The sequence below is a fragment of the Variovorax sp. M-6 genome (assembly GCF_052114385.1).
In the GTDB taxonomy this organism is placed as follows: Bacteria; Pseudomonadota; Gammaproteobacteria; order Burkholderiales; family Burkholderiaceae_C; genus Variovorax.
Map to the genome: position 1 here is coordinate 92,916 of NZ_JBFREQ010000025.1, position 21,959 is coordinate 114,874.

Annotated in this window: 21 protein-coding genes; 7 read left to right on the forward strand and 14 right to left on the reverse strand. The window is 69.4% G+C overall.

Features of this window, described 5'->3' with window-relative positions; all coding sequences use genetic code 11:
- Nucleotides 1-2: 2 nt before the first annotated feature.
- The 7 genes from AB4Z46_RS25130 to argS all read right to left on the reverse strand — a co-directional run bounded on the left by AB4Z46_RS25130 (nt 3) and on the right by argS (nt 7,988).
- Nucleotides 3-1,604 carry a phospholipase D family protein gene (locus tag AB4Z46_RS25130; protein WP_442286269.1) on the reverse strand — a complete coding sequence of 534 codons (1,602 nt, stop codon included), beginning with the start codon at nt 1,602-1,604 and terminating at the stop codon, nt 3-5.
- A 2-nt stretch (nt 1,605-1,606) separates the two neighbouring features.
- The gene (locus tag AB4Z46_RS25135) at nt 1,607-3,199 is read right to left on the reverse strand and encodes an RNA polymerase factor sigma-54 (protein ID WP_442286270.1); all 1,593 of its coding nucleotides are present in this window, start codon (nt 3,197-3,199) and stop codon (nt 1,607-1,609) included.
- A 13-nt stretch (nt 3,200-3,212) separates the two neighbouring features.
- Nucleotides 3,213-4,007 carry an LPS export ABC transporter ATP-binding protein gene (gene lptB, locus AB4Z46_RS25140; RefSeq protein WP_442286271.1) on the reverse strand — a complete coding sequence of 265 codons (795 nt, stop codon included), beginning with the start codon at nt 4,005-4,007 and terminating at the stop codon, nt 3,213-3,215.
- A complete protein-coding gene (gene lptA, locus AB4Z46_RS25145; protein WP_442286272.1) occupies nt 4,004-4,696 on the reverse strand; it encodes a lipopolysaccharide transport periplasmic protein LptA in 693 nt (230 codons plus the stop codon). The genes lptB and lptA overlap by 4 nt, the downstream gene beginning before the upstream one ends.
- 161 nt (nt 4,697-4,857) lie before the next feature.
- Nucleotides 4,858-5,508: a thiol:disulfide interchange protein DsbA/DsbL gene (locus tag AB4Z46_RS25150; RefSeq protein WP_442286273.1), complete on the reverse strand. Its 651-nt coding sequence runs from the start codon at nt 5,506-5,508 to the stop codon at nt 4,858-4,860.
- An 84-nt stretch (nt 5,509-5,592) separates the two neighbouring features.
- On the reverse strand, nt 5,593-6,300 hold the full coding sequence (locus AB4Z46_RS25155; protein WP_442286274.1) for an SPOR domain-containing protein: 708 nt from the start codon (nt 6,298-6,300) through the stop codon (nt 5,593-5,595).
- 14 nt (nt 6,301-6,314) lie between these two features.
- Nucleotides 6,315-7,988, reverse strand: a complete 1,674-nt coding sequence (gene argS / locus AB4Z46_RS25160; protein ID WP_442286275.1) for an arginine--tRNA ligase — start codon at nt 7,986-7,988, stop codon at nt 6,315-6,317.
- Nucleotides 7,989-8,119: 131 nt separating this feature from the next.
- Here argS and AB4Z46_RS25165 point away from each other — a divergent pair, with 131 nt between their 5' ends.
- Nucleotides 8,120-8,383, forward strand: coding sequence for a hypothetical protein (locus AB4Z46_RS25165; protein ID WP_442286276.1), 264 nt, complete (start codon nt 8,120-8,122; stop codon nt 8,381-8,383).
- A 4-nt stretch (nt 8,384-8,387) separates the two neighbouring features.
- On the opposite strand, the gene AB4Z46_RS25170 is transcribed toward AB4Z46_RS25165, so the two are convergent.
- Genes AB4Z46_RS25170 through AB4Z46_RS25180 form a run of 3 tightly spaced genes read right to left on the reverse strand, consistent with a single transcriptional unit; the run spans nt 8,388 to nt 11,843 of the window.
- A complete protein-coding gene (locus AB4Z46_RS25170; protein ID WP_442286277.1) occupies nt 8,388-10,424 on the reverse strand; it encodes a spermidine synthase in 2,037 nt (678 codons plus the stop codon).
- A 4-nt stretch (nt 10,425-10,428) separates the two neighbouring features.
- Entirely contained in the window at nt 10,429-10,887 is a 459-nt protein-coding gene (locus AB4Z46_RS25175) for a DUF2214 family protein (RefSeq protein WP_442286278.1), read from the reverse strand.
- A complete protein-coding gene (locus AB4Z46_RS25180) occupies nt 10,884-11,843 on the reverse strand; it encodes a LysR family transcriptional regulator (protein ID WP_442286279.1) in 960 nt (319 codons plus the stop codon). Before AB4Z46_RS25180 ends, AB4Z46_RS25175 begins: the two co-directional genes overlap by 4 nt.
- Nucleotides 11,844-12,035: 192 nt before the next feature.
- On the opposite strand from AB4Z46_RS25180, the gene AB4Z46_RS25185 reads away from it, so the two are divergent.
- Nucleotides 12,036-12,389: a VOC family protein gene (locus AB4Z46_RS25185; RefSeq protein ID WP_442286298.1), complete on the forward strand. Its 354-nt coding sequence runs from the start codon at nt 12,036-12,038 to the stop codon at nt 12,387-12,389.
- A 30-nt stretch (nt 12,390-12,419) separates the two neighbouring features.
- Here the strand turns inward: AB4Z46_RS25185 and AB4Z46_RS25190 are convergent, their stop codons facing one another.
- On the reverse strand, nt 12,420-13,616 hold the full coding sequence (locus AB4Z46_RS25190) for a CaiB/BaiF CoA transferase family protein (RefSeq protein ID WP_442286280.1): 1,197 nt from the start codon (nt 13,614-13,616) through the stop codon (nt 12,420-12,422).
- Nucleotides 13,609-14,550, reverse strand: coding sequence for a hydroxymethylglutaryl-CoA lyase (locus tag AB4Z46_RS25195; RefSeq protein ID WP_442286281.1), 942 nt, complete (start codon nt 14,548-14,550; stop codon nt 13,609-13,611). Before AB4Z46_RS25195 ends, AB4Z46_RS25190 begins: the two co-directional genes overlap by 8 nt.
- 105 nt (nt 14,551-14,655) lie before the next feature.
- Here AB4Z46_RS25195 and AB4Z46_RS25200 point away from each other — a divergent pair, with 105 nt between their 5' ends.
- Nucleotides 14,656-15,396, forward strand: a complete 741-nt coding sequence (locus AB4Z46_RS25200) for an IclR family transcriptional regulator (protein ID WP_442286282.1) — start codon at nt 14,656-14,658, stop codon at nt 15,394-15,396.
- A gap of 172 nt (nt 15,397-15,568) precedes the next feature.
- Nucleotides 15,569-17,743, forward strand: coding sequence for a malate synthase G (locus AB4Z46_RS25205; protein ID WP_442286283.1), 2,175 nt, complete (start codon nt 15,569-15,571; stop codon nt 17,741-17,743).
- 36 nt (nt 17,744-17,779) lie between these two features.
- On the opposite strand, the gene AB4Z46_RS25210 is transcribed toward AB4Z46_RS25205, so the two are convergent.
- Together AB4Z46_RS25210 and AB4Z46_RS25215 are read right to left on the reverse strand one after the other, a co-directional pair.
- Nucleotides 17,780-18,454: a ProQ/FINO family protein gene (locus AB4Z46_RS25210; protein ID WP_442286284.1), complete on the reverse strand. Its 675-nt coding sequence runs from the start codon at nt 18,452-18,454 to the stop codon at nt 17,780-17,782.
- A gap of 69 nt (nt 18,455-18,523) precedes the next feature.
- Entirely contained in the window at nt 18,524-19,456 is a 933-nt protein-coding gene (locus tag AB4Z46_RS25215; RefSeq protein ID WP_442286285.1) for a LysR substrate-binding domain-containing protein, read from the reverse strand.
- Nucleotides 19,457-19,537: 81 nt separating this feature from the next.
- On the opposite strand from AB4Z46_RS25215, the gene AB4Z46_RS25220 reads away from it, so the two are divergent.
- The 3 genes from AB4Z46_RS25220 (at nt 19,538) to AB4Z46_RS25230 (ending at nt 21,955) form a co-directional block, all read left to right on the forward strand.
- Nucleotides 19,538-19,855 (forward strand): DUF2917 domain-containing protein, encoded by a 318-nt coding sequence (locus AB4Z46_RS25220; RefSeq protein WP_442286286.1) that lies wholly within the window; start codon nt 19,538-19,540, stop codon nt 19,853-19,855.
- A 127-nt stretch (nt 19,856-19,982) separates the two neighbouring features.
- Entirely contained in the window at nt 19,983-21,161 is a 1,179-nt protein-coding gene (locus tag AB4Z46_RS25225; RefSeq protein WP_442286287.1) for an acetyl-CoA C-acetyltransferase, read from the forward strand.
- Nucleotides 21,161-21,955 carry an enoyl-CoA hydratase-related protein gene (locus AB4Z46_RS25230; RefSeq protein WP_442286288.1) on the forward strand — a complete coding sequence of 265 codons (795 nt, stop codon included), beginning with the start codon at nt 21,161-21,163 and terminating at the stop codon, nt 21,953-21,955. The genes AB4Z46_RS25225 and AB4Z46_RS25230 overlap by 1 nt, the downstream gene beginning before the upstream one ends.
- Nucleotides 21,956-21,959 lie beyond the last annotated feature (4 nt).

Here is a 21,959-nt window from a genome sequence, read left to right on the forward strand (position 1 = left end):
CGCTACAGAAGGCTCTCCGGCGCCAGCGGCGCGAGCAGCTCCAGCATCACGCGGTCCCACAGGCCCGAGTCGGGCTCCACGGTCAGCACCTCTTCGGCCTCGCCCTCGCGGCTGACCCATTCGAGCTGCTCGCCGCCTTCGGCAAAGCGCACCCGGTAGGCGCCCTGTTGCTTCAGCACGTCGAGCAGCTTCAGGATCTGCTGCGCCATCTCGGGGCTGGCGATGAAGAGACCGATCTCGGTGTTGTGGGTGTCCGAGCGCGGATCGAAGTTCATCGAGCCCAGGAACAGCGCCTTGCGGTCGAAGATCGCCGCCTTCGCATGCAGCCGGCCGACCTGCGAGCCGAACAGGCCAAGCCGCACGCTGCGCTTGGTGCGCGCCGAGCTCAGTTCGTACAGCTCGACGCCGAGCCGCAGCATGTCGGGCCGGTAGCGGCGGTAGCCGGTGTGAACCAGTGGCTCGTCGGTGGCCGCAAGCGAGTTGGTGACGACGCTGATGCGCACGCCGCGCCCGCGGATCTCGCTCATCACCTCCAGGCCGGCCTTGCCCGGAATCAGGTAGGGCGACACCAGCGTCACCTCGGAGCGCGAGCGCCGCATCTGCTCGATCACGTTGTAGCGCACGCTGTCGACGTCGAGCAGCGGCACCCCGCCATAGGAGGCGGTCTTGCCGACCACCCGGTCGGGCGCGTCGGCATAGGCCTCGGCCAGGGTCCAGATCAGGTCGAGCCGGGCCCCGCCTTTCAGCTCCGGCCCCAGCGGCGCATAGCCCAGCACGTCGTTCGGTGCCGGCGGGCGCGGCGCTGCGGTGGTTGCGGGGCCGGTGGCCTGATCGAAGCGCTGCTGCAGCGCCTCGCGCGGCAGCGAGGAGCCGACCACGGTGCCGATCGGCCGCACGTACGGGCTGTTCCAGTAGAGGTCGAACAGGCTGCCCAGGCGCTTCACCAGGGCGCCGGCGACGAAGGTGTCGATGTCCAGGAAATTCGCGCCGGCGGTCTGCGTGAAGTACTGGCTGCCGATGTTGCGCCCGCCCGCCACCGCCATCGCGCCGTCGGCGATGAAGAGCTTGTTGTGCATTCGGCGATTGACGCGGTCGAAGTCGAACAGCGAGCTCGAGAAGCGCTGCAGCATGCTGCCGCGGCCGGCCGGGAAAGGGTTGAACAGCCGCAGCTCGAGGTTCGGCGTGGCGGCCAGCGCCAGCAGCAGATCATCCTCGCCGGAGGTGTACAGGTCGTCCATCAGGAGCCGCACCCGCACGCCGCGCAGGGCCGCATCGCGCAGGGTGCGCAGGAAGTAGCGGCCGGTCTCGTCGTTCTCGATCTGGTAGTACTGGACGTCGAGCGTGCGCTCGGCGCGGCGGGCGAGCTGCAGGCGCGTGTCGAGCGCGAAGTCGCCGCCGGGCATGAGCCGGAATCCACTCAGGTCCGGATCGGGGGAGGAGGCCCTGGCGATGCGGCCCAGCGTGGTCTCGCCCGAGGCCGTGATCGCGCTCGAGGGCTGGCGCTCGAAATCGGCCGGCAGCATCGCGCAACCACTGGCCAGGACGGTCGCCGCCAGCAGCGCCGCGCCGAGCCACCCGCGCAACCCTCCCGGGCCCCGAAGCATCGCTAGAGCGCCTTGCGCAGATTGGCCGGCGCGATGCGCAGCGCCTCGCGGTACTTCGCGACGGTGCGGCGCGCGCACTCGATGCCCTGCTCCTTGAGCATCTCGGAGATCTGGCTGTCGGACAGCGGCTTCTTCAGGTCCTCGGCGCTCACGAACTGCTTGATCAGCGCCCGCACCGCGGTGCTCGAGGCATTGCCGCCGGTCTCGGTGCCGAGCGCCGAACCGAAGAAGTACTTGAGCTCGACCGTGCCGTAAGGCGTCGCCATGTACTTGGCGGTGGTCACGCGGCTGATGGTCGATTCGTGCAGGCCGAGTTCGTCGGCGATCTCGCGCAGCACCAGCGGGCGCATCGCCAGCTCGCCGTGCACGAAGAAGCTCTTCTGCCGCTCGACGATCGCGTTCGACACCCGCAGGATGGTGTCGAAGCGCTGCTGGATGTTCTTGATGAACCAGCGCGCCTCCTGCAACCGCTGCGACAGCGCCTGGCTGCCCTCGCCCTTGTGCTGCTTCAGCGCGCCGGCGTAGATGTCGTGCACGCGCAGCCGCGGCATCACCTCGGGGTTCAGCATGACGCGGAACTTGGTGTTGGTGCTGGTGCCGTTGCCGATGCGCGTGACGATCACGTCCGGCACCACCACGTTGCGCTCGACGTCGACGAAGCGGCGGCCCGGCTTGGGCTCGAGCCGGGAGATCAGCTGCAGGGCGGCGCGCACCTCTTCCTCGTTGCTGCGCGCGAGCGTCGCCAGCCGCTTGAAATCGCGCCGCGCCAGCAGCTCCATCGGCTGCTTGCAGATCGCGATCGCGGTCTCGCGCACCTGCGTCTCGTCGGCACCCTCGCCGGGGTGCGCCAGGGCGCGCAGCTGGATCGTGAGGCACTCGCCCAGATTGCGGGCGCCGACGCCGACCGGCTCCAGGCTCTGCAACAGGCCGAGCGCGACCTGGAAGTGATGCACCAGGTCGTCGAACTGGTCGTTGTCGTCGCCGGCCAGGCCCGAGGCCAGGGCCGGCAGCGAATCCTCGAGGTAGCCGTCGTCGTTGAGCGATTCGATCAGGAAGCGCAGCGCGGCGCGGTCGGTGTCGCTGAGCCTCAGGCTCAGCGCCTGCCGATGCAGGAAGGACTGCAGCGATTCCTGGCTGCGCGCCAGTTCGGTGGCGTCGGTGCGTTCGTCGTCGCCGAGGTTGTTGGTGCGCGCGGGCGCATCGCTGCCCCATTCGCTGTCGTCGGGCGCCAGGTCGACCGTGCCGTCGCCTTCCCAGTCGGGCTCGCCGTCGACGGCATCGGTGGCGGCGGCGGCTTCGGCGTCGGGCGTTGCGACCGCGACTTCGGCGGTCGATGTCGAGGGGCCGGGCGCGAAGTCGCCATCGCCTTCGGCCTGGCGGTCCTCGTCGCGCACCGGCGCATCGGCGGCGTCCAGCCCGAACTCCTCGCGCGCCGCCTCTTCGGCCGTGCGCTCGAGGAAGGGGTTGTCGTCGAGCATCTGCTCGACTTCCTGGCTCAGCTCGAGAGTCGACAGCTGCAGCAGCCGGATCGATTGCTGCAGTTGGGGCGTCAGCGCCAGATGCTGGGAGACGCGAAGCGAAAGCCCCTGCTTCATCGAGATAAGGCCCCTACATCCGGAAATGTTCGCCCAGGTACACACGGCGTACCTCGGCGTTGTCGACGATCTCCGAAGGCGTGCCTTGTGCCAGCACATGCCCGTCGCTGATGATGAACGCGTGATCGCAGATGCCCAGCGTCTCACGCACGTTGTGGTCGGTGATGAGCACGCCGATGCCGCGCTCCTTCAGGAAGCTGATGATCCGCTGGATCTCGATCACCGCGATCGGGTCGATGCCGGCGAAGGGCTCGTCCAGCAGGATGAAGCGCGGCTGCGTCGCCAGGGCCCGCGCGATCTCGACCCGGCGGCGCTCGCCGCCGGACAGCGACAGCGCCGGCGAATCGCGCAGATGGTCGACGCGCAGGTCGGCCAGCAGTTCGCTCAGCCGCTCGTCGATGTGCGCCTTGCTGAGCGGCACCATTCGGCCTCGGTCGTCGGGCTCGCTCTGCAGTTCGAGCACTGCGCGCACGTTTTCCTCGACCGACAGTTTGCGGAAGATCGAGGCCTCCTGCGGCAGGTAGCTCAGGCCCATGCGGGCGCGGCGGTGGATCGGCATGTGGGCGATCGGCTCGCCGTCGATCGTGATCTCTCCGGCGTCGGCCCGCACCAGCCCGACGATCATGTAGAAGGAGGTGGTCTTGCCCGCGCCGTTGGGGCCCAGCAGTCCGACCACTTCGCCCTTCTGCACGGCCAGCGACACGTCCTTGACGACCTTGCGGCTGCCATAGCTCTTCTGCAGGCTGCGCGCCTCCAGCCGGCTGCCCGGCTGGCCATCGCTTCCGTTCACCCCGGCGGTTTCGATCACTTCTTGGGGTCTCCGCCGAGCGTGGTGGTGGAACGCAGGCTGTTGCCCGGCGCCGGTGCCGGGGTGGCCGCGGGCTTGGCACCGCCGGTGGCGGGCGCCGGGGCGGCCGCCTTGGGCGTCAGGATGGCCTTGACGCGGCCGCCCGGCTGGGTCGCCACGCCGGCGTTCGGCGGCAGCGGGGAGCCGTTGACCGTGAAGGTGTCGTTGCTCTGGTCGTAGACGATCAGCGGGCCGCTGCTCTCGTCGTTCACCGTGGCGCCGATCAGGCGCCGCATGACGGCGCGGCGGATGAACTTCACGTTGTCGGCGCGGCTGTCGTACTCGATCACTTCGCCCTCGCCCTCGATCCACTCGTCGGTGCCGGCGTTGCGTTTCTGCTTGAAGTAGGCCAGCTTGCCAGGTTCGGCCGTCACCACGCCGTACTGGTAGCCCTCGGGGTCCTGGCGGACGTCGATGCGGGTGCCGCGGATCTGGATCGTGCCCTTGTTCACGACCACGTTGCCGGTGAACACGCTGGTCTGCTTGAGGTCGTCATAGCGCATCGCGTCGGCCTCGATGTTCATCGGCTTGCTCCGGTCGGCCTGCTCGGCCTGCGACATCGACGCGCATCCAGCCAGCGCCAGCGCCAGGCAAAGCACGCGACCGAATCGGCGAGGGGAAATGGAGGTGAAGGAGGATGGCGATGTCATAGAGGCACGAAACTTGCTCTGCGATTGTATGCGCCCCATGGACGCCGCCTCGCGCGGCCTTGACGAAAAAGCCCGCGGAAGCGGGCTTCGATGACGCAATCGGGGTGGTGGCGGCGACGGCGGGCGGCAGGGCGCCGACGCGGTCCGCACCACCGGGCGCGTCAACCCTTGCGGGCTTCGGCGATCAGGAAGTCGACCACCTGGAGCGCGCGGTCGAGCGAGCCCGCCGTGTCGCCGTCGACGTACCAGCGCCCGGCCACGCCAAGGGCCGGGACCCCGGCCACCTGGTAGTCGGTGGTGAGCTGGGTGGCGCGCTTGGCCTTGCCGACCACCGAGAAGGACTTGAACAGCTCGGCGAACTTCTTGGCGTCGAGGCCCGGTTGCTTCTCCACCCAGGCGAGGATCGCGGCGTCGCCGGTCAGGTTCAGGCGCTGCTGGTGGATGGCCTGGAACACCTTGGGCTGGAATTCGTCGACCTTGCCCATCGCTTCGAGCGCGTAGTAGAAGCGCTGCTTGGCATCCGTGTCGTTGCCGACGAACGGCACCGGGATGCGACGGAAAACGACATAGGGCGGCAACTTCTTGACCCAGGCTTCCACCTGCGGCTCGAAGGCCGCGCAATGCGGACAGTTGTAGGAAAAGAACTCGAGCACCTCGACCTTGCCGGCGGGCGTATCGACCGGCGCCGGCTTGCGCAGCACGAGGTAGTCGGTCCCGGCCTTGATGGGACGGGCCTGCTGGGCATGCGAGGGTGCAGCCAGCGGAAGAAGCCCCAGCGAAGCGGCGGCCAGCGAAAAATCACGACGTTTCATGTATCAATTCCTTCTGTACGGCTTGAAAGAGCCCACGAAGCCGGGTGGAGTTCCCGGACCGGGCGAACTGGAGACGATGAAGTCTCAACGCTGGACGCGAACCAGGGCCGATTCAAGGCCCCCGCCGTCGAGCCGCTCCTTGAGCTGGTCGGCGTCGTCCTTCTTGTTGAAAGGACCGGCACGCACGCGGTAGACGGTGCGGCCGGCCTGCTCGCGCTCGGTCACGCGCGCCTCCACGCCCATCAGCGAGAGCTTGGCGCGCTGCGCATCGGCATCCTCCTGGGTGCGGAAGGCGCCGGCCTGGACGAAATACATGAACGGGTCGGTGCCGGTGCCGGTGGCCGCTGCGGCCCCTGCGCCGGAGCGCGCCTTCGCGAAATCGCCGATCGGGTCGTTCGAGGGCGGCAGCGCGTTGGCTTCGGCCGGAACCGGCGCGGTACGAGGCGGCCGCGGCGCGGCCGTCTGGTCGCCCCGCGCACCGGGTGCCACCACCACCGGCACCGGGCCGGCGGGCGGAGTGGGTGCCGCCACGGTGGCGGGCGCAACCGGCGCCGCGGCCGCCGGGGCACGGGCCGCGGCACCGGCCTTGCCGGCCAGCGGCAGGTTCGGGTCCCAGTCGCGGTTCTTGCGTGCCTCGGCCTCGTCCTGCTCGGCACCGCCGCGCTGGGTCTTGGTCATGAACGGGATCGGCACCTTGGTCACATAGACCGCGATGCCGAGCGCGATGCCGAGCCCGAGCACCAGGCCCACGATCAACCCGATGACGATGTTGCCGCTTTGTCGTTTCTTCATGGTGGAGGAGGGAATCACATCTTTTGCGGCGCGCTGACGCCCAGAACAGCGAGACCATTGTGCAGCACCCGGGCGGTCGCCGCGACCAGCGCCAGACGAGCCCGCTTGACCGGCTCGTCGTCGACCAGGATGCGCTCGGCGTCGTAGTAGCTGTGGTAGCTCGCCGCCAGTTCGCGCAGGTAGAAGGTGACGTCGTGGGGCGCGAAATCCTTGGCTGCGGCGGTCAGCATCTCGGGGTACTTGGCCAGTTGCAGCAGCAGCGCCTGCGAGGCGGGACTTTGCAGCGGAGACAGGTCCACGTCCTCGAGCGTCGCCGGGTCGCCGCCCCAGGCCGCCAGCACCGAGCAGATGCGCGCGTGGGCGTACTGCACGTAGTAGACCGGGTTGTCGTTGTTCTGCGCCAGCGCGAGGTCGATGTCGAAGGTGTACTCGGTGTCGGGCTTGCGGCTCAGCAGGAAGAAGCGCACCGCGTCGGTGCTGGTCCATTCGATCAGGTCGCGCAGGGTGACGTAGCTGCCGGCGCGCTTGCTGATCTTGACCTCCTCGCCGCCGCGCACCACGCGCACCATGGTGTGCAGCACGTAGTCGGGGTAGCCGGCCGGGATGCCGACCCCGGCCGCCTGCAGGCCGGCGCGCACGCGCGCGATCGTGCCGTGGTGGTCGGTGCCCTGGATGTTGACCACCTTGTGGAAGCCGCGCTCCCATTTGGCGATGTGATAGGCCACGTCGGGCACGAAGTAGGTGTACGTGCCGTCGCCCTTCCGCATCACGCGGTCCTTGTCGTCGCCGTAGTCGGTCGACTTGAGCCACAGGGCGCCGTCCAGCTCGTAGGTCTTGCCGGCATCGATGAGCTTCTGCACCGTGGCCGCCACCCGGCCGCTGGTGTAGAGGCTGGACTCGAGGTAGTAGTTGTCGAACCGGACCTGGAAGGCCTTCAGGTCGAGATCCTGTTCGTGGCGCAGGTAGGCGACCGCGAACTGGCGGATCGAGTCGAGGTCGTCGACGTCGCCGCTGGCGGTGTACTCGCGGTCGTCCGAACGCACGGTCTTCCTGGCCTTGAAGTCGGCCGCGATGTCGGCGATGTACTCGCCGTTGTAGGCCTGCTCGGGCCATTCGGGGTCGCCCGGCTTGAAGCCCTTGGCGCGCAGCTGGGTGCTGGTGGCCAGCGTCTGGATCTGCACGCCGGCGTCGTTGTAATAGAACTCGCGCCAGACCTGGTCGCCCTGCGTCGCCAGCAGGTTGCAGATGGCGTCGCCGAGGGCGGCCTGGCGGCCATGGCCGACATGCAGCGGGCCGGTCGGGTTGGCCGAGACGAACTCGACCAGCACCCGCTCGTCGCGCGCAGGCTGGCGGCCGAAGGCGGCGCCGGCCGAAAGCACCTCGCGCACCACCTGCTGGCGGGCCGCGGTCTTGAGGCGGATGTTCAGGAAACCGGGGCCGGCGATCTCGACCGATTCGACCCATTTGCCGAAGGCGGGCGTGGCCTGCAGCGCGGCCGCCAGCTGTTCGGCCAGCTCGCGCGGCTTGCGCTGCAGCGGCTTGGCCAGCTGCATGGCCGCGGTGCTGGCGAAATCGCCGTGTGCCGCCACCTTGGGCGACTCGAACGCGGCTTTGCTGCCGGTGCCGGGCGAGAGGGATTCGAGCGTGTTCGCGAGCGCCGCGAGCAGCTCCTGTTTGACCAATAGCATCTGCGAATTTTACCGGGGGCCCGACAGCCGGCCGTAACGATCGTCATCCAACAGTGAACGTCGGCCGTTAGGATGGGCAGCCCCGGGGCGGGGAAAACCGTCACAAACCATCTCCCAAGGACTCCTCCATCATGAAAAAGCTCCTTTCCCTGCTGGCTCTGGGCGCCTCCCTCTCGTTCGGCGTCGCGCACGCATCCCCCTGCGACACCCAGGCCGCGGACAAGAAGCTGAATGGCGCGGCCAAGACCAGCTTCGTCAAGAAGTGTGAAAAGGACGCTGCGGCCGCAGCCGCACCGGCTTGCGCGGCGAAGGCGATCGACAAGAACGGCAAGGCACTGGCCGGGGCGGCCAAGACCAGCTTCATGAAGAAGTGCGAAGCCGACGCCAAGGGCTAGCCCGCTATTTCAAGACGCCGAAGAGGTTGTTGGCGTCGTCGGTCCAGGGCTCCAGCCCGGCGATCTGCTGAATTCTTGAGCTGGCCTGGCCGATGGCGCCTTCGGCCAGCCGACCTGGCTCGCGGCTGACCAGCACCCAGTCGGTGTTGCGCAGCCCCTCGGCGCTCGGCTCGTCATGGACCAGCGCCACGTGCAGGCCCTGGGCCAGCGCGATCTTCTCGACCACGGGCGCCAGCGCCAGGAAGCGGTTGGTGACGTGGAAGGCGACGATGCCGCCCGGCCGCATGTGCCTGAAGTAGAGCGCCATCGCCTCCGAGGTGATCAGGTGGACCGGCACCGAATCGCCCGAGAAGGCATCGACCGCCAGCACGTCGAAGGCCTGGGGACTCTCGCGCTCCAGCGCCAGCCGGGCGTCGCCGAGCACCCGCTCGATGCGCGCCGGGCTGTCGGCCAGGAAGCTGAACTCGCTGTCGGCGAGTTCGAACACCTGCGGATTGATCTCGTAGACCCGGTAGATGTCGCCGGGCCGGCCATAGGTCGCCAGCGTGCCGGCGCCCAGGCCGATCAGCCCGACGCGGCGCGGCGTGGCCGGCGCCGCCGCGATCGCCAGGCCGACGCCCGAGCTCGGCCCGTAGTAGGCGGTCGGCTCGCGCCGGCGTGACGGCGCCAGGTACTGCTCGCCGTGCTTGACCGAGCCGTGGAACATCTGGCGCACCCGGTCCCCGGCGGCGCCGCGCTCGGCGTCGAGCGTGACCAGCGTGCCGTAGAAGTTGCGCTGCATGCGGCGCGCGCCGGTCGAATCGTCCTCGACCTGCAGCGCCAGGAACCAGGCGCAGGCCCCCGCCAGCGCGAGCGAAGCCGCCATGCCGATGCGGCGCCGGCGCCACAGCACGGCCGCGATCAGCGCGCACAGCACGAGGCCGACGCCCAGCTCGTAGTAGGCCGGCAGCACGTGCGGCGCCACCAGCCCGACGCTGACGCCGCCGAGCGCGCCGCCCAGCGACAGCATCAGGTAGAAGCGCGTCAGGTAGGCGCCACCGGGGCGCAGGCGCGCCATTTCGCCGTGCAGGAACATGCACAGCGCGAACAGGCCGACGATGTAGATCGGCAGCGCCGTGCGCAGATCGGAGCCTAGGCTGTGCTGCAGCCCGAAGGCGCACAGCGCCAGCATCGCGGCGGCCAGCGGGACGAACACCGGGCGGCGATACCAGCGGTCGCTCTCGAAGGTCAGGACGAAGGTCAGCAGGTACACCGACAGCGGCAGCACCCACAGGAAGGGGATGGCCGCCACGTTCTGCGTGATGTGGTTCGTGATGGCGAGCAGCAGCCAGGAGCCCAGGGCCGGCAGCGCGAGCCACATCAGATGGTCGGCGGCGCGCGGTCTGGCGGCCGGCGTGGCGTCGGCCTGCCGCGGCGCGACGACGGGCGTCGCATCGGTCGCCCAGTGGCGCGACACGTAGAGCGTGGTGCCCGCGCACAGCAGCACGAAGACGCCGTAGGCCGCCGACCAGCCCCAGGCCTGCTGCCACAGCGAGCTGTGCGGCTCGATCAGCACCGGATAGCTCAGGAGCGACACCAGCGAGGCCAGGTTGGAGAGCGAGAAGTAGCGGTACACCTGCGCGCCCCAGGGCGTGCGCGCCACCCACGACTGCACCAGCGGCCCGGTGGTCGACAGCAGGAAATACGGCAGGCCGATGGTGCCGACCAGCAGGCCCAGGATCCACAGCGTCGGGTCTTCGGCACCGGTCGGCTTCCAGCGCTCGCTGGTCACGATCGGCAGGAAGGCCAGGCTCGCGAGCAGCAGCGCGACGTGCAGCCGCGCCTGGGTGCGCGAACCGAGTCGCCGCGTGATCCAGTCCGAGTACGCATAGCCCGCCAGCAGCACGACCTGGAAGAACACCATGCAGACCGACCACACCGCCGCCGAGCCGCCGAACCAGGGCAGGATCTGCTTGGCGATCAGCGGCTGGACCAGGAACAGCAGGAAGGCACTGGTGAAGATGGTGCCGGCGAACAGGGCCTTGACGTACGCCGGCTTCATCGGGCTAGCTCCTGGCGCCGAAGCCGCGGGCCAGGAACACGGCCGCCAGTGGGATCAGCGCGATCAGGTGGGCCTGGATCATCACCAGCTTGCGGGTCTTGCGGACCTCGGCCTCGGCCGGCAGCGCGCCGGTGGCGCGCAGCGCCTTGCGCCAGCGCAGGTAGCGCATCGTCGGAAAGATCGAGATCAGGCCGACGATGACGAACAGCGTGAGCTTCAGGTGCAGCAGCGGGTTGGTCCAGTACCAGGCCGTGCCCTTCATGCCCCACCAGGTGCGCGCCACGCCGGTGGCGATGACCGCCACCGCGGCGATGCCGTAGATCCGGTCGACCTTGGCCAGGCGCTCGACCACGGCCGCGTTGAGCCACTCGACGCGGCACAGCGCAGCCTCGCTGGCGATGAACACCACCAGCGTCAGGATGGCCAGCAGGTGCAGGTAGGCGAGGATGGCTTCGAGCGTCATCGGGGGGACTCCTTGGTTTTCTTGGGCGCTGCGATTGTGCCGCCCCAGAACTCCGGCCGCGCGTACTGCGCCTTCAGGAAGTCCAGCCACAGGCGCACCCGCAGGGCCAGGTGCTTGCGCTGCGGGAACACGGCGTAGATGCCGTTGGGCGGCGCCGCGAACTCGTCGAGCAGCGGCACCAGCAGGCCGGCATCGATCTCGGCCTCGACCTCCCAGGTGCTGCGCCAGGCGATGCCGTGGCCGGCCAGGCACCAGTCGTGCAGCACCTGGCCGTCGGAGCAGTCGAGCGGTCCGGTCGGCTTCAGGTGGATCACCTCGTGCTCGCCACCGGCCGCCGGCACCCGGAAGGCCCAGCCGCGAGTCTGCGAGGCGTCGCTCGACAGGCTGAGGCAGGCGAAGCGCGCCAGTTCGCCCGGATGGCGCGGCGCGCCGTGGCGGCGCACGAACTCGGGCGTGGCGACGCAGCGGCGCCGGTTGTCCGCCAGGCGCAGGCTCACCAGCGAGGAATCGGGCAGATCGCCGACCCGCACCGCGCAATCGAAGCTCTCGCCCGCCATGTCGACCACGCGGTCGCTGAGGTTCAGCGAGATCGTGACCTCGGGATGCAGCTGGTGGAAGCGCGGCACCAGCGGCGCCACGTGACGCCGGCCGAAGCCCGCCGGCGCGGTCACGCGCAGGTGCCCGCTGGCCTTGACGCCGCCTGCGCTCACGCTGGCCTCCGCGTTCGCGAGCTCGACCAGCAGCCGCTGGCAGTCCTCGAGGAAAGCGCTCCCCTCGTGCGTGAGCGTGATGCGGCGCGTGGTGCGCAGCAGCAGCTTGACGCCCAGCCGCTCCTCCAGCGCGTCGATGCGGCGGCCGATGATCGCCGGCGCCACGCCCTCGGCCTTGGCCGCGGCCGTGAGGCTGCCGCGGGCGGCGATCGCGACAAAGGATTCGAGTTGCTTCAGGCGGTCCATCGCCGGCGATTATCACGAGCGTCGGCCAGAGAGCCGCAGCCGTGTGCGAAACAGCTTCATCCGCCGCGCCTGGACCTGACCGCGCCTACGCGTTCCTCCCCATGGCGCGCCCATCGCAAAGCGCCTACAAGGCGGAGGAAGACTCCGGGAGCGCATACCGTGAACCCACTCGCCGCCAGCAGCGTCACCTGCATGTTGCCCGTGAAGGATCTTGCCCGCGCACGCCAGTTCTACGAGCAGATGCTCGGGCTGGAGCCGCTCGGCGCCAAGCCGGACGGCAAGTTCATCTACCGCTGCGGCGGCACCGAACTGGCCCTGTTCCCCAAGCCCGAGGGCACCAAGGCCGAACACACGGCCTTGAGCTTTCGCGTCGAGCGCATCGGCGACGCGGTGGCCGCGCTGGAACAGCGTGGCGTGCGTTTCGCGGACTACGACCTGCCGGGGCTCAAGACCGTCGAGCATGTCTGCGTGCTGGGCTCCGAGAAGGCGGCCTGGTTCGAAGACACCGAAGGCAACATCCTCTGCCTGCACGAAGAGCTGGCCTAGGGCCCACGGCGGGCTAGGGCAGGCAAGGGTTCAGTCTCCGGTGACGATGTCGTGCGTCTTGAGCGCGGCGATCTGGGCGTCGTTGTAGCCCACTTCCCGGAGCAGCGCGCTCGTGTGCTCCCCGAGCAGCGGCGGCTGCAGGCGGATGCCGGGCCGCTCGCCGCCGAGCGTGAAAGGCATCAGCGGCACCTTCGACTGGCTGCCGTCGTTCATGCGGATCGGCGCCAGGCCGCCGGTGGCATTGAGGTGCGGGTCGTCGAACAGGTCCTGCGGCTTGGCGATGGGCGCGAACGGCAGTTCGTTCTGCTCGAACACGGCGCTGAGTTCGGCCGCGCTGCGGCTCGCGAGGTGCGAGCGCAGCACGGGCATCATCCATTCGCGCGCGAGCACGCGGTCGTTGTTGGTCTTCAGGCGCGGATCGGCCAGCATCTCCTCGAGCCCGAAGGCCTTGCAGAAGATCGCCCACTGCTTGTCGCTGACCACCGCCAGGAAGATCTGCTCGCCCTCCTTCACGGTGAAGACATCGTAGACGCCCCAGGCCGAGATCCGGCTCGGCATCGGGTCGGCGGCGCGGCCCGTGGCGGCGAACTGCATCATGTGCTGCGCGACCAGGAAGATGTTGTTCTCGAACAGGGCCGACTGCACCTCGCAGCCCTTGCCCGTGAGCTCGCGCTGGCGCAGTGCCGCCATCGCGCCGATGGCGCCGAACATGCCGCCCATGATGTCGTTGACGCTGGTGCCGGCGCGCAGCGGATCGCCCGAGCGGCCGGTCATGTAGGCCAGGCCGCCCATCATCTGCACCACCTCGTCGAGGGCGGTGCGGTGGTCGTAGGGGCCGGGCAGGAAGCCCTTGTGGCTGACGTAGATGAGGCGCGGGTCGAGCTTGCTCAGGCTCTCATGGTCGAGGCCCAGCTTCTTCATCGTGCCGGGCTTGAAGTTTTCGCTCACGATGTCGGCGGTCGCGATCAGGCGCAGCGCGGCCTCGACGCCCTCGGGCTTCTTGAGGTCGAGCGCGATGCTCTTCTTGTTGCGGTTGAAGGTCGGGAAGAAGCCGGCCCCCGAACCCAGCAGGCGGCGCGTGTTGTCGCCCGCTATCGGCTCGACCTTGATCACCTCGGCGCCGAGGTCTCCCAGCAGCATGCCGCAGGTCGGGCCCATCACCATGTGGGTGAATTCGATGACTCGGATGCCCGCGTACGGCAGCGGCGCAGAGGTGGATTCAGACATGTGCGGTTCCCTGGGTTCCTTGTGTGAAGCCCTTGGGCAGGCCGGCTTCGGGCGTCATGCCGTAGACCGGTTCGCCCGGCAGGCCGGCGATGAGCGGCGCACGGGCCGCGATGAGCTTGGCGAGGTCGATGCCGGTCGCGACGCCCATGGCCTCGAACATGAAGACCAGGTCCTCGGTCACGACGTTGCCCGAGGCACCGGGTGCATAGGGGCAGCCGCCCAGGCCGCCGAGCGAGGCGTCGAAGGTGCGCACCCCCTCCTCGAAAGCGGCCAGGCAGTTGGCGAGGCCGAGCCCGCGGGTGTTGTGCATGTGGGCCGCGCCGGCGTGGTCGCCGATCTCGGCGCGCAGGCGCCTGAACAGGCGGCGCACATGCGCCGGGTTCGCATAGCCCACGGTGTCGGACAGGCCCGACTCGTCGGCGCCCGCCGCGATGCACAGGGCGGCGAGCCGGATCACATCGTCCTCGGGCACCTGGCCCTGCAGCGTGCAACCGAAAGCGGTCGAGATGCCGGCTTCGAGCCCGACCTGCGGCGCGAGTTCGCGGCGCAGCTCGGCGATGGCCCGAACCTCGTCGACCATCTGCTCGCGCGTCTTCCTCACGTTGGCGAGCGAATGGGCCGCGCTCGCGGACACCGGCACCGTGAGCTTGTGGACGCCGGCCGCGAGCGCGGCCTCCGCGCCCCTGCGGTTCGGCACCAGCGCCATCACGGTCAGGCCGGGCAGCGTGATGGCATGGCGCACCACCTCGGCGGCGTCCGCCATCTGCGGCAGCAGCCGGGCCGGCACGAAGGAGGCGACCTCGATCTCCCTGACACCGGCCGCGTGGAGGGCGTCGATCCAGCGCAGCTTGTCCGCCGTGGGCATCGCCGCCTTGACGGACTGCAGGCCGTCGCGCGGGCCGACCTCGCTGACGAGCACATCAGGGGCTGTCATCGCTCTTGTCTCCTGTTTGAATCGACTTGACTGTTCTATCTTGCAGAACTATATTCCAACAAACAGAATTAGACCGACGAACGCGCAGCCTGTCAAGCCACGCCCATGCCACGCAAATCCCAAACCGAATCGGTGTCCGACCTGAACGCCGCGCCCGGCGGCGCCGCGGCGGTGGATCGCGCGCTGAGCCTGCTCTCGGCCTTCCAGGCCGGAGACGCTGCGCTCACGCTGGCGCAGTTCGCCGAGCGCACGCAGCTCTACAAGAGCACGGTGCTGCGCCTGCTGGCCTCGCTGGAGCACGCGCGGCTGATCCGCCGGCAGGACGACGGCCGCTACGCCCTCGGCGCCGAAGTCGCCCGCCTGCACGCCCTGTATGCCGCCTCGTTCTCGCTCGACGGCGTCGTGCCGCCGGTGTTGCGCGACCTGGTCGCCGCCACCGGCGAAAGCGCGGCCTACCACGTGCGACAGCCGCAGGGCGAAGACTGGACCCGCCTGTGCCTGTACCGGGTGGACTCGCCGCACGTGGTGCGCGACCACGTGCGCGCCGGCGACCTGCTGCCGGCCGACCGCGGCGCCGGTGCGCGGATCCTGATCGCATTCGGCCCCGAGGCCGAAAGACCGCACGGTGCGCGCGATCGCGCCCTTTACGAGACCATCCGGGAACAGGGCTACTGCGCGCTGGTCGGCGACCGCACGGCCGAGCTGGCCGGCATCTCGGCGCCGGTGTTCCATGCCGATGGTCGCCTGGCGGCCGCGGTCACGCTGACCATGCCGGCCCATCGCTACGACCCGCAGCACATCGAGCCGGTGCGGGCCGCCGCCCGAAGACTCAACGGCCAGGTCTGAGCGCGAGGCGCCGCGGGCGCTTTTCTTGCAATCACGGCGTACCCTTGGACAGCCCCTTCGACGGCAAGATTACATTCATTTTTGTCATTGATAAAACCCGATTTCGGCTCTTACTGGCCAGTCAGGTATCGAATACAGTCCCCGGGACGCATCTATCAAGGAGAACTGACTCATGACCGCCCGCACCCCTGTCCACGGCCTCCAGGTCGCCACCGAACTGCACCAGTTCATCGAGCAGAAGGTCCTGCCCGCCACCGGCGTCGCCAGCGATGTCTTCTGGAAGGGCTTCGACGCCATCGTCAGCGAGTTCGCGCCGAAGAACCTGGCGCTGCTGGCCGAGCGCGACCGGCTGCAGCGCGAAATGGACGCCTGGCACAAGGCGCACCCGGGCCCGATCGCCGACATGCCGGCCTACCGCGCCTTCCTCGAATCGATCGGCTACCTGCTGCCGCAGCCGAAGGACGTCAAGACCACCACCGCCAACGTCGACGCCGAGCTCGCCCTGCAGGCCGGCCCGCAGCTGGTGGTGCCGATCCTCAACGCACGCTATGCGCTCAATGCCGCGAACGCGCGCTGGGGCTCGCTCTACGACGCGCTCTACGGCACCGACGCGATCCCCGAGACCGGCGGCGCCGAGAAGGGCAAGGGCTACAACCCGGCGCGCGGCGCCAAGGTGATCGAGTTCGCGCGCAACGTGCTCGACCAGGCCGCGCCGCTCGAGAACGGCTCGCACAAGCACGCGACCGGCTACACGGTCGAGGGCGGCCGGCTGGTGGTGGCGCTGCAGAGCAGCAGCACCGGCCTGGCGGACCCGGCCCAGTTCATCGGCTACCAGGGCGACGCGGCGGCGCCGAAGTCGGTGCTGCTGAAGCACAACGGCATCCACCTCGACATCCAGATCGACCGCTCGACCGCCATCGGCAAGACCGACGCCGCCGGCATCAGCGACCTGGTGCTCGAGGCCGCGCTCTCGACCATCCTCGACCTCGAGGATTCCGTGGCCGTGGTGGACGCCGCCGACAAGGTGCTGGCCTACTCGAACTGGCTCGGCATCCTGAAGGGCGACCTGACCGAGGAAGTCGCCAAGGGCGGCAAGACCTTCACGCGCGGCCTCAACCCCGACCGCGAATACACCGGCGCCGACGGCCAGCCCGTGAAGCTGCACGGCCGTTCGCTGATGTTCGTGCGCAACGTCGGCCACCTGATGACCAATCCGGCCATCCTCTACGCCGGCGGCAAGGAGATCCCCGAAGGCATCATGGACGCGGTCATCACGACCACCATCGCGACCATCGACCTGAAGCGCAAGGGCAACTCGCGCACCGGCAGCGTCTACATCGTGAAGCCGAAGATGCACGGCCCGGCCGAGGTCGCCTTCGCCAGCGCGCTGTTCGCGAGCGTCGAGCAGTTGCTCGGCCTGCCCGCCAACACGGTCAAGCTCGGCATCATGGACGAGGAGCGCCGCACCAGCCTCAACCTCAAGGCCTGCATCGCCGAGGCCCTGGCGCGCGTGGCCTTCATCAACACCGGCTTCCTCGACCGCACCGGCGACGAGATGCACACCGCCATGCAGGCCGGCGCGATGCTGCGCAAGGGCGACATGAAGACCACGCCGTGGATCCAGGCCTACGAGAAGAACAACGTGCTGGTCGGCCTGTCATGCGGCCTGCGCGGCAAGGCGCAGATCGGCAAGGGCATGTGGGCCATGCCGGACCTGATGGCCGCGATGCTCGAACAGAAGATCGCGCACCCCAAGGCCGGCGCCAACACCGCCTGGGTGCCCTCGCCGACCGCCGCGACGCTGCACGCGCTGCACTACCACCAGGTCAATGTCGCCGAGGTGCAGCAGCAACTCGAAAAGATCGACGCCAACGCCGAGCGCGACAACCTCCTCGACGGCCTGCTGCAGGTGCCGGTGGCGCCCAAGGTGGACTGGACCGCAGCCGAGCGCCAGCAGGAGCTCGACAACAACGTGCAGGGCATCCTGGGCTACGTGGTGCGCTGGATCGACCAGGGCGTGGGCTGCTCCAAGGTGCCGGACATCCACGACATCGGCCTGATGGAAGACCGCGCCACGCTGCGCATCTCGAGCCAGCACATCGCCAACTGGCTGCTGCACGGCGTGGTGAGCAAGGAGCAGGTCAACGCCACCTTCGAGCGCATGGCCGCGGTGGTCGACAAGCAGAACGCCGGCGACCCGCTGTACCGGAACATGGCCGGCAATTTCGCGACCTCGGCCGCCTACCAGGCGGCGCAGGATCTGGTGTTCAAGGGCATCGAGCAGCCCAGCGGCTACACCGAGCCGCTGCTGCATGCATGGCGCTTGAAGGTCAAGGCCGCAGCCTGATCTCCTCGCCGACGCGCTCCCCTCGGGGAGCGCGCGTCAGGCGCGGCCGAGCGTTCGACTGACCTCGGCCGGGTCCATCCCGTACATCTCCGCGAATTCCGCCACGGTGCGCCCGCTGGCCGCGAAGGCCCGCTGCAGCGCCTCGCGCTTGGCGGTGCGCTCGCCCAGCTCGGCGAAGGCCTCGTCGAGCACCGCGTTCGATGCCTCGTCCTGGGTGCGCACGACCAGCATGTAGTCCTCCCGGGAAAGGCCCGACGCCTCGATGGCCTCCATCAGCCGTGCCCGCAGCGCAGGCCGCACGTCTTCGCCGGTACGGGCATGGCGGCGCTTGAACACTTCCAGGATCGCGTGGTGCACGTGCTCGGGCGCCACGGCCTCCACCGGCTCTCCATTCAGGTCATGGCGCTGGGCGCCGGAGGCCACGGCCTCGAGATATCGCGTGGACCGCGCGTGCAAGCCCATGGCGATCTTCAGGTCTTCCTTCTTGAAATCGTCGGGGTGCAGCGCCAGCAATTCCTGGTAGACGCCCAGCTTGAGCGGCAGGAAGCGCGGACCGAACAACTTCGGATACAGCTCGAAAAGCCGTTCGAGCACGGGGTGCACCTTGCGCTGGCGCTGCGGCGCCTTCGCCTTGGCGGCGGGCTGCGGATTGCGGCGGCCCTTCCTGGCGGCAGTCGGTGCGGGGGCGGCGGTTTCGGTCGTCGAATTCATCAAGGTGTCTGGTCAGCGGAATCGGGGCCCACATCGGGCAAGGAATGGCCTCGACTGTAATGCCGCCGCTCAGTCCCGACTCGCCGCCTCGGCTTCTGCCCGCAGCCAGCGCACGAAATCCTGGGCATCGGCATTGCCCGCCGCGCGGCGCGAGGTCTCGATGAAATAGCCGCGCCGCGACGCCGCGCCTTCGCCGAAGGGCGCCACCAATTGCCCGGTCCGCACCAGTTCGCGCAGCAGCGGCAGCCGGCCGATGACCACGCCCTGCCCCGCCACCGCGGCCGCCACCGCGTCGGCGTACTGGGTGAAACGCAGCGTGTTCTTCATGCGCAGGTCGGCGAGCCCCATCACCTCGAGCCAGGGCTCCCAGTCGGCGGTGGGCGACTCGGCGTGATTCGGCAGGTCCACCGTCAGCAGGGTCTGGTTCGGCAGGTCGGACGGCGATGCCAGGGCGGCGGCGATGCGCGGCGCGCACAGCGGCATCACCGACTCCTCGAACAGGGTCGGGCCGGTGCCCCGGGCGATCGGCACGAAGCGCACCGCGACGTCGATCCGGCTGCGCTCGAGGTCCTGCACCTCGAGCGTGGCCGACACGCGCACGTCGACCCTCGGATGGTCGGCGGTGAAGCGCGCCAGCCGCGGGATCAGCCACAGCGAGGCGAAGCCCGGCGTGGTGGTGATCGCGACCTGGCGCAGAACCGGCACGGCACGTACGCGCGCCGTGGCATCCCGCAGCCGCTCCAGGCTCTCGACCACCGCGCGCTGCAGCACGCGGCCGGCCTCGGTCAGCGCCAGGGCGCGGTGGCGGCGCTCGAACAGCAGGACGCCGAGGCTGGCCTCGAGCTGCTGGATCTGCCGGCTCACCGCCGACTGGGTGAGGAACACCTCGGTCGCCGCCTGCGTGAAGCTCAGCGTGCGCGCCGCCGCCTCGAAGCTGCGCAGCAGCTCCAGCGGCGGCAGGTCGATCCCGCCGGGAATGGGATTCACATTCTCAATACGCATGCAACGAGTTCCCAAAGACCGTATGACACAGAGGGGACCACTGACTATATTCATTCGCAGGAAGAATGCAAAGGAGCCACCATGACCCCCCGTACCCAGCGCCTCAGCCTCAGCCTGCCCAAGAAGTCGATCTTCACCCTGCCCGACGCCCACGAGGTCGACATCGAATGCACCAGCGGCGCGGTCTGGATCACGCTCGACCACGACCGGCGCGACATCGTCCTCGAACCGGGCGAGCGCTTCCGCAGCGATTCGCACCGGCGGGCGCTGGTAGCGGCGCTGGAGCCGTCCTGCGTGCGCTTCAGCGCCGCCAAGCTCTCGGTCGCGGCCGCACCGGCACCGGCGGCACGGTCGCCTTGGCGACTGTGGCCCCACGCCCACGGGATGTCCCCGGCTTGACCCGAACGCCCGGGCGTTGAACCATCGACGCTCGTGGCCAGGGAAGACGCCAATCCGCCGCCGCCGTTCGATCGGCCGCGCAGCGCCGTCCGCTCCGGGCCCCCATTTCTCGGATGAAGGACACACCATGGCAGAGGCATTCATCGTGGCCACCGCGCGCACCGCGGGCGGCCGTCGCGGCGGCAGGCTTTCCGGTTGGCACCCGGTCGACCTGGCCGCCCAGGTCATCGACGCGCTGGTGGCGCGCAGCGGCATCGATCCGGCCGCGGTGGAGGACGTGATCCTCGGCTGCGTGAGCCAGGTCGGCGAGCAGGCGACCAACGTGGCGCGCAACGCGGTGCTGGCGTCGAAGCTGCCCGAATCGGTCCCGGGCACCTCGGTCGACCGCCAGTGCGGCTCCTCGCAGCAGGCGCTGCATTTCGCGGCCCAGGCCGTGATGTCCGGCAGCATGGACGCGGTGATCGCGGCCGGCGTCGAGAGCATGACGCGGGTGCCGATGTTCACGCCCAACGCACTGCCGGCCAAGGCCGGCCTCGGCACCTACATGAGCCCCGCGATGCAGCGGCGCTACCCGGGCGTGGAGTTCAGCCAGTTCACCGGGGCCGAGATGATCGCGAAGAACTACGGCCTCACGAAGGACATGCTCGACCGCTACGCCCTCGAAAGCCACCGGCGAGCCATCGCCGCCAGCCGCGAGCATGCCTTCGCCGACGAGATCGTCCCGATCGAGGTCCGCCTGGCCGACGGCTCGGCCAGCGGCGAGATGCACACGGTCGACGAAGGCATCCGCTTCGACGCCACGCTCGAAGGCATCGCCGGCGTCAAGCTGATCGCCGAGGGCGGCCGCTGTACCGCGGCCACCGCGAGCCAGATCTGCGACGGCGCCAGCGGCGTGCTGGTGGTCAACGAGCGCGGCCTGAAGGCGCTGGGCGTGAAGCCGCTCGCGCGCATCCACCACATGAGCGTCCTGGGCCACGACCCGGTGATCATGCTGGAGGCGCCGATCCCCGCGACCGCGCGGGCGCTTTCGAAGGCCGGCCTGAAGATCGAGGACATCGACCTCTACGAGGTCAACGAGGCCTTCGCGCCGGTGCCGCTGGCCTGGCTGCAAAAGCTGGGGGCCGACCCGGCGAAGCTCAACGTGAACGGCGGCGCGATCGCGCTGGGCCATCCGCTCGGCGCCTCGGGCACCAAGCTGATGACCACGCTGGTCAATGCGCTCGGACAGCGCGGCAAGCGCTACGGCCTGCAGACCATGTGCGAAGGCGGCGGCATGGCCAATGTGACGATCGTGGAGCGGCTCTGATGGGCGCCGTCCTCTACGAACTCAACGACGGCATCGCGACCCTCACGCTGAACCTGCCATCCAAGCTCAACCCGATCGCGCTCGACCTGCAGCAGGAACTGCGCGAATGCCTGGCGCGCGTGCGCGCCGACAGCCAGGTGCGCGCCGTGGTGCTCACGGGCGCGGGCAAGGCCTTCTGCGTCGGCGCCGACCTGAGCGCGATGCGCGAGCCCGAAGCCGGCAAGACGCTGGGCGACCAGACGGCCGACTGGATGCAGTCGATGAGCAATCCGCTGATCGAGGAACTGCGCGCACTGCCGGTGCCGGTCGTCTGCGCGGTCAACGGCCCGGCAGCCGGTGCGGGCGTCGGCCTGGCGCTGGCCTGCGACATCGTGCTGGCGGCGCGCAGCGCGTACTTCTACCTGCCCTTCTTGCCCAAGCTCGGGATCGTGCCCGACCTCGGCTGCACCTGGTTCATCCCGCGCCGGATCGGCCCGGCGCGCGCGCTGGGCATGGCGCTGCTCGACGAGAAGCTCGGGGCCGAGACCGCCGCGCAATGGGGCCTGATCTGGGCCGCGATCGACGACGACCTGCTGCTGCTCGATGCCATGAAGATCGCGCAGCGCCTGGCGCGCCTGCCGGCGCATGCGGTGCTCGAGGCGCGCCGCGCCATCGAGCTGTCGGAGCGCCACACGCTGCCCGAACAACTGCACTACGAGAGCGAGCGCCAGCGCGAGCTGATCGAGCAGCCGAGCTTCGCCGAGGGCGTGACGGCCTTCCTGCAGAAGCGCCCGCCGGTCTTTCCCGCGCGCTGAACGC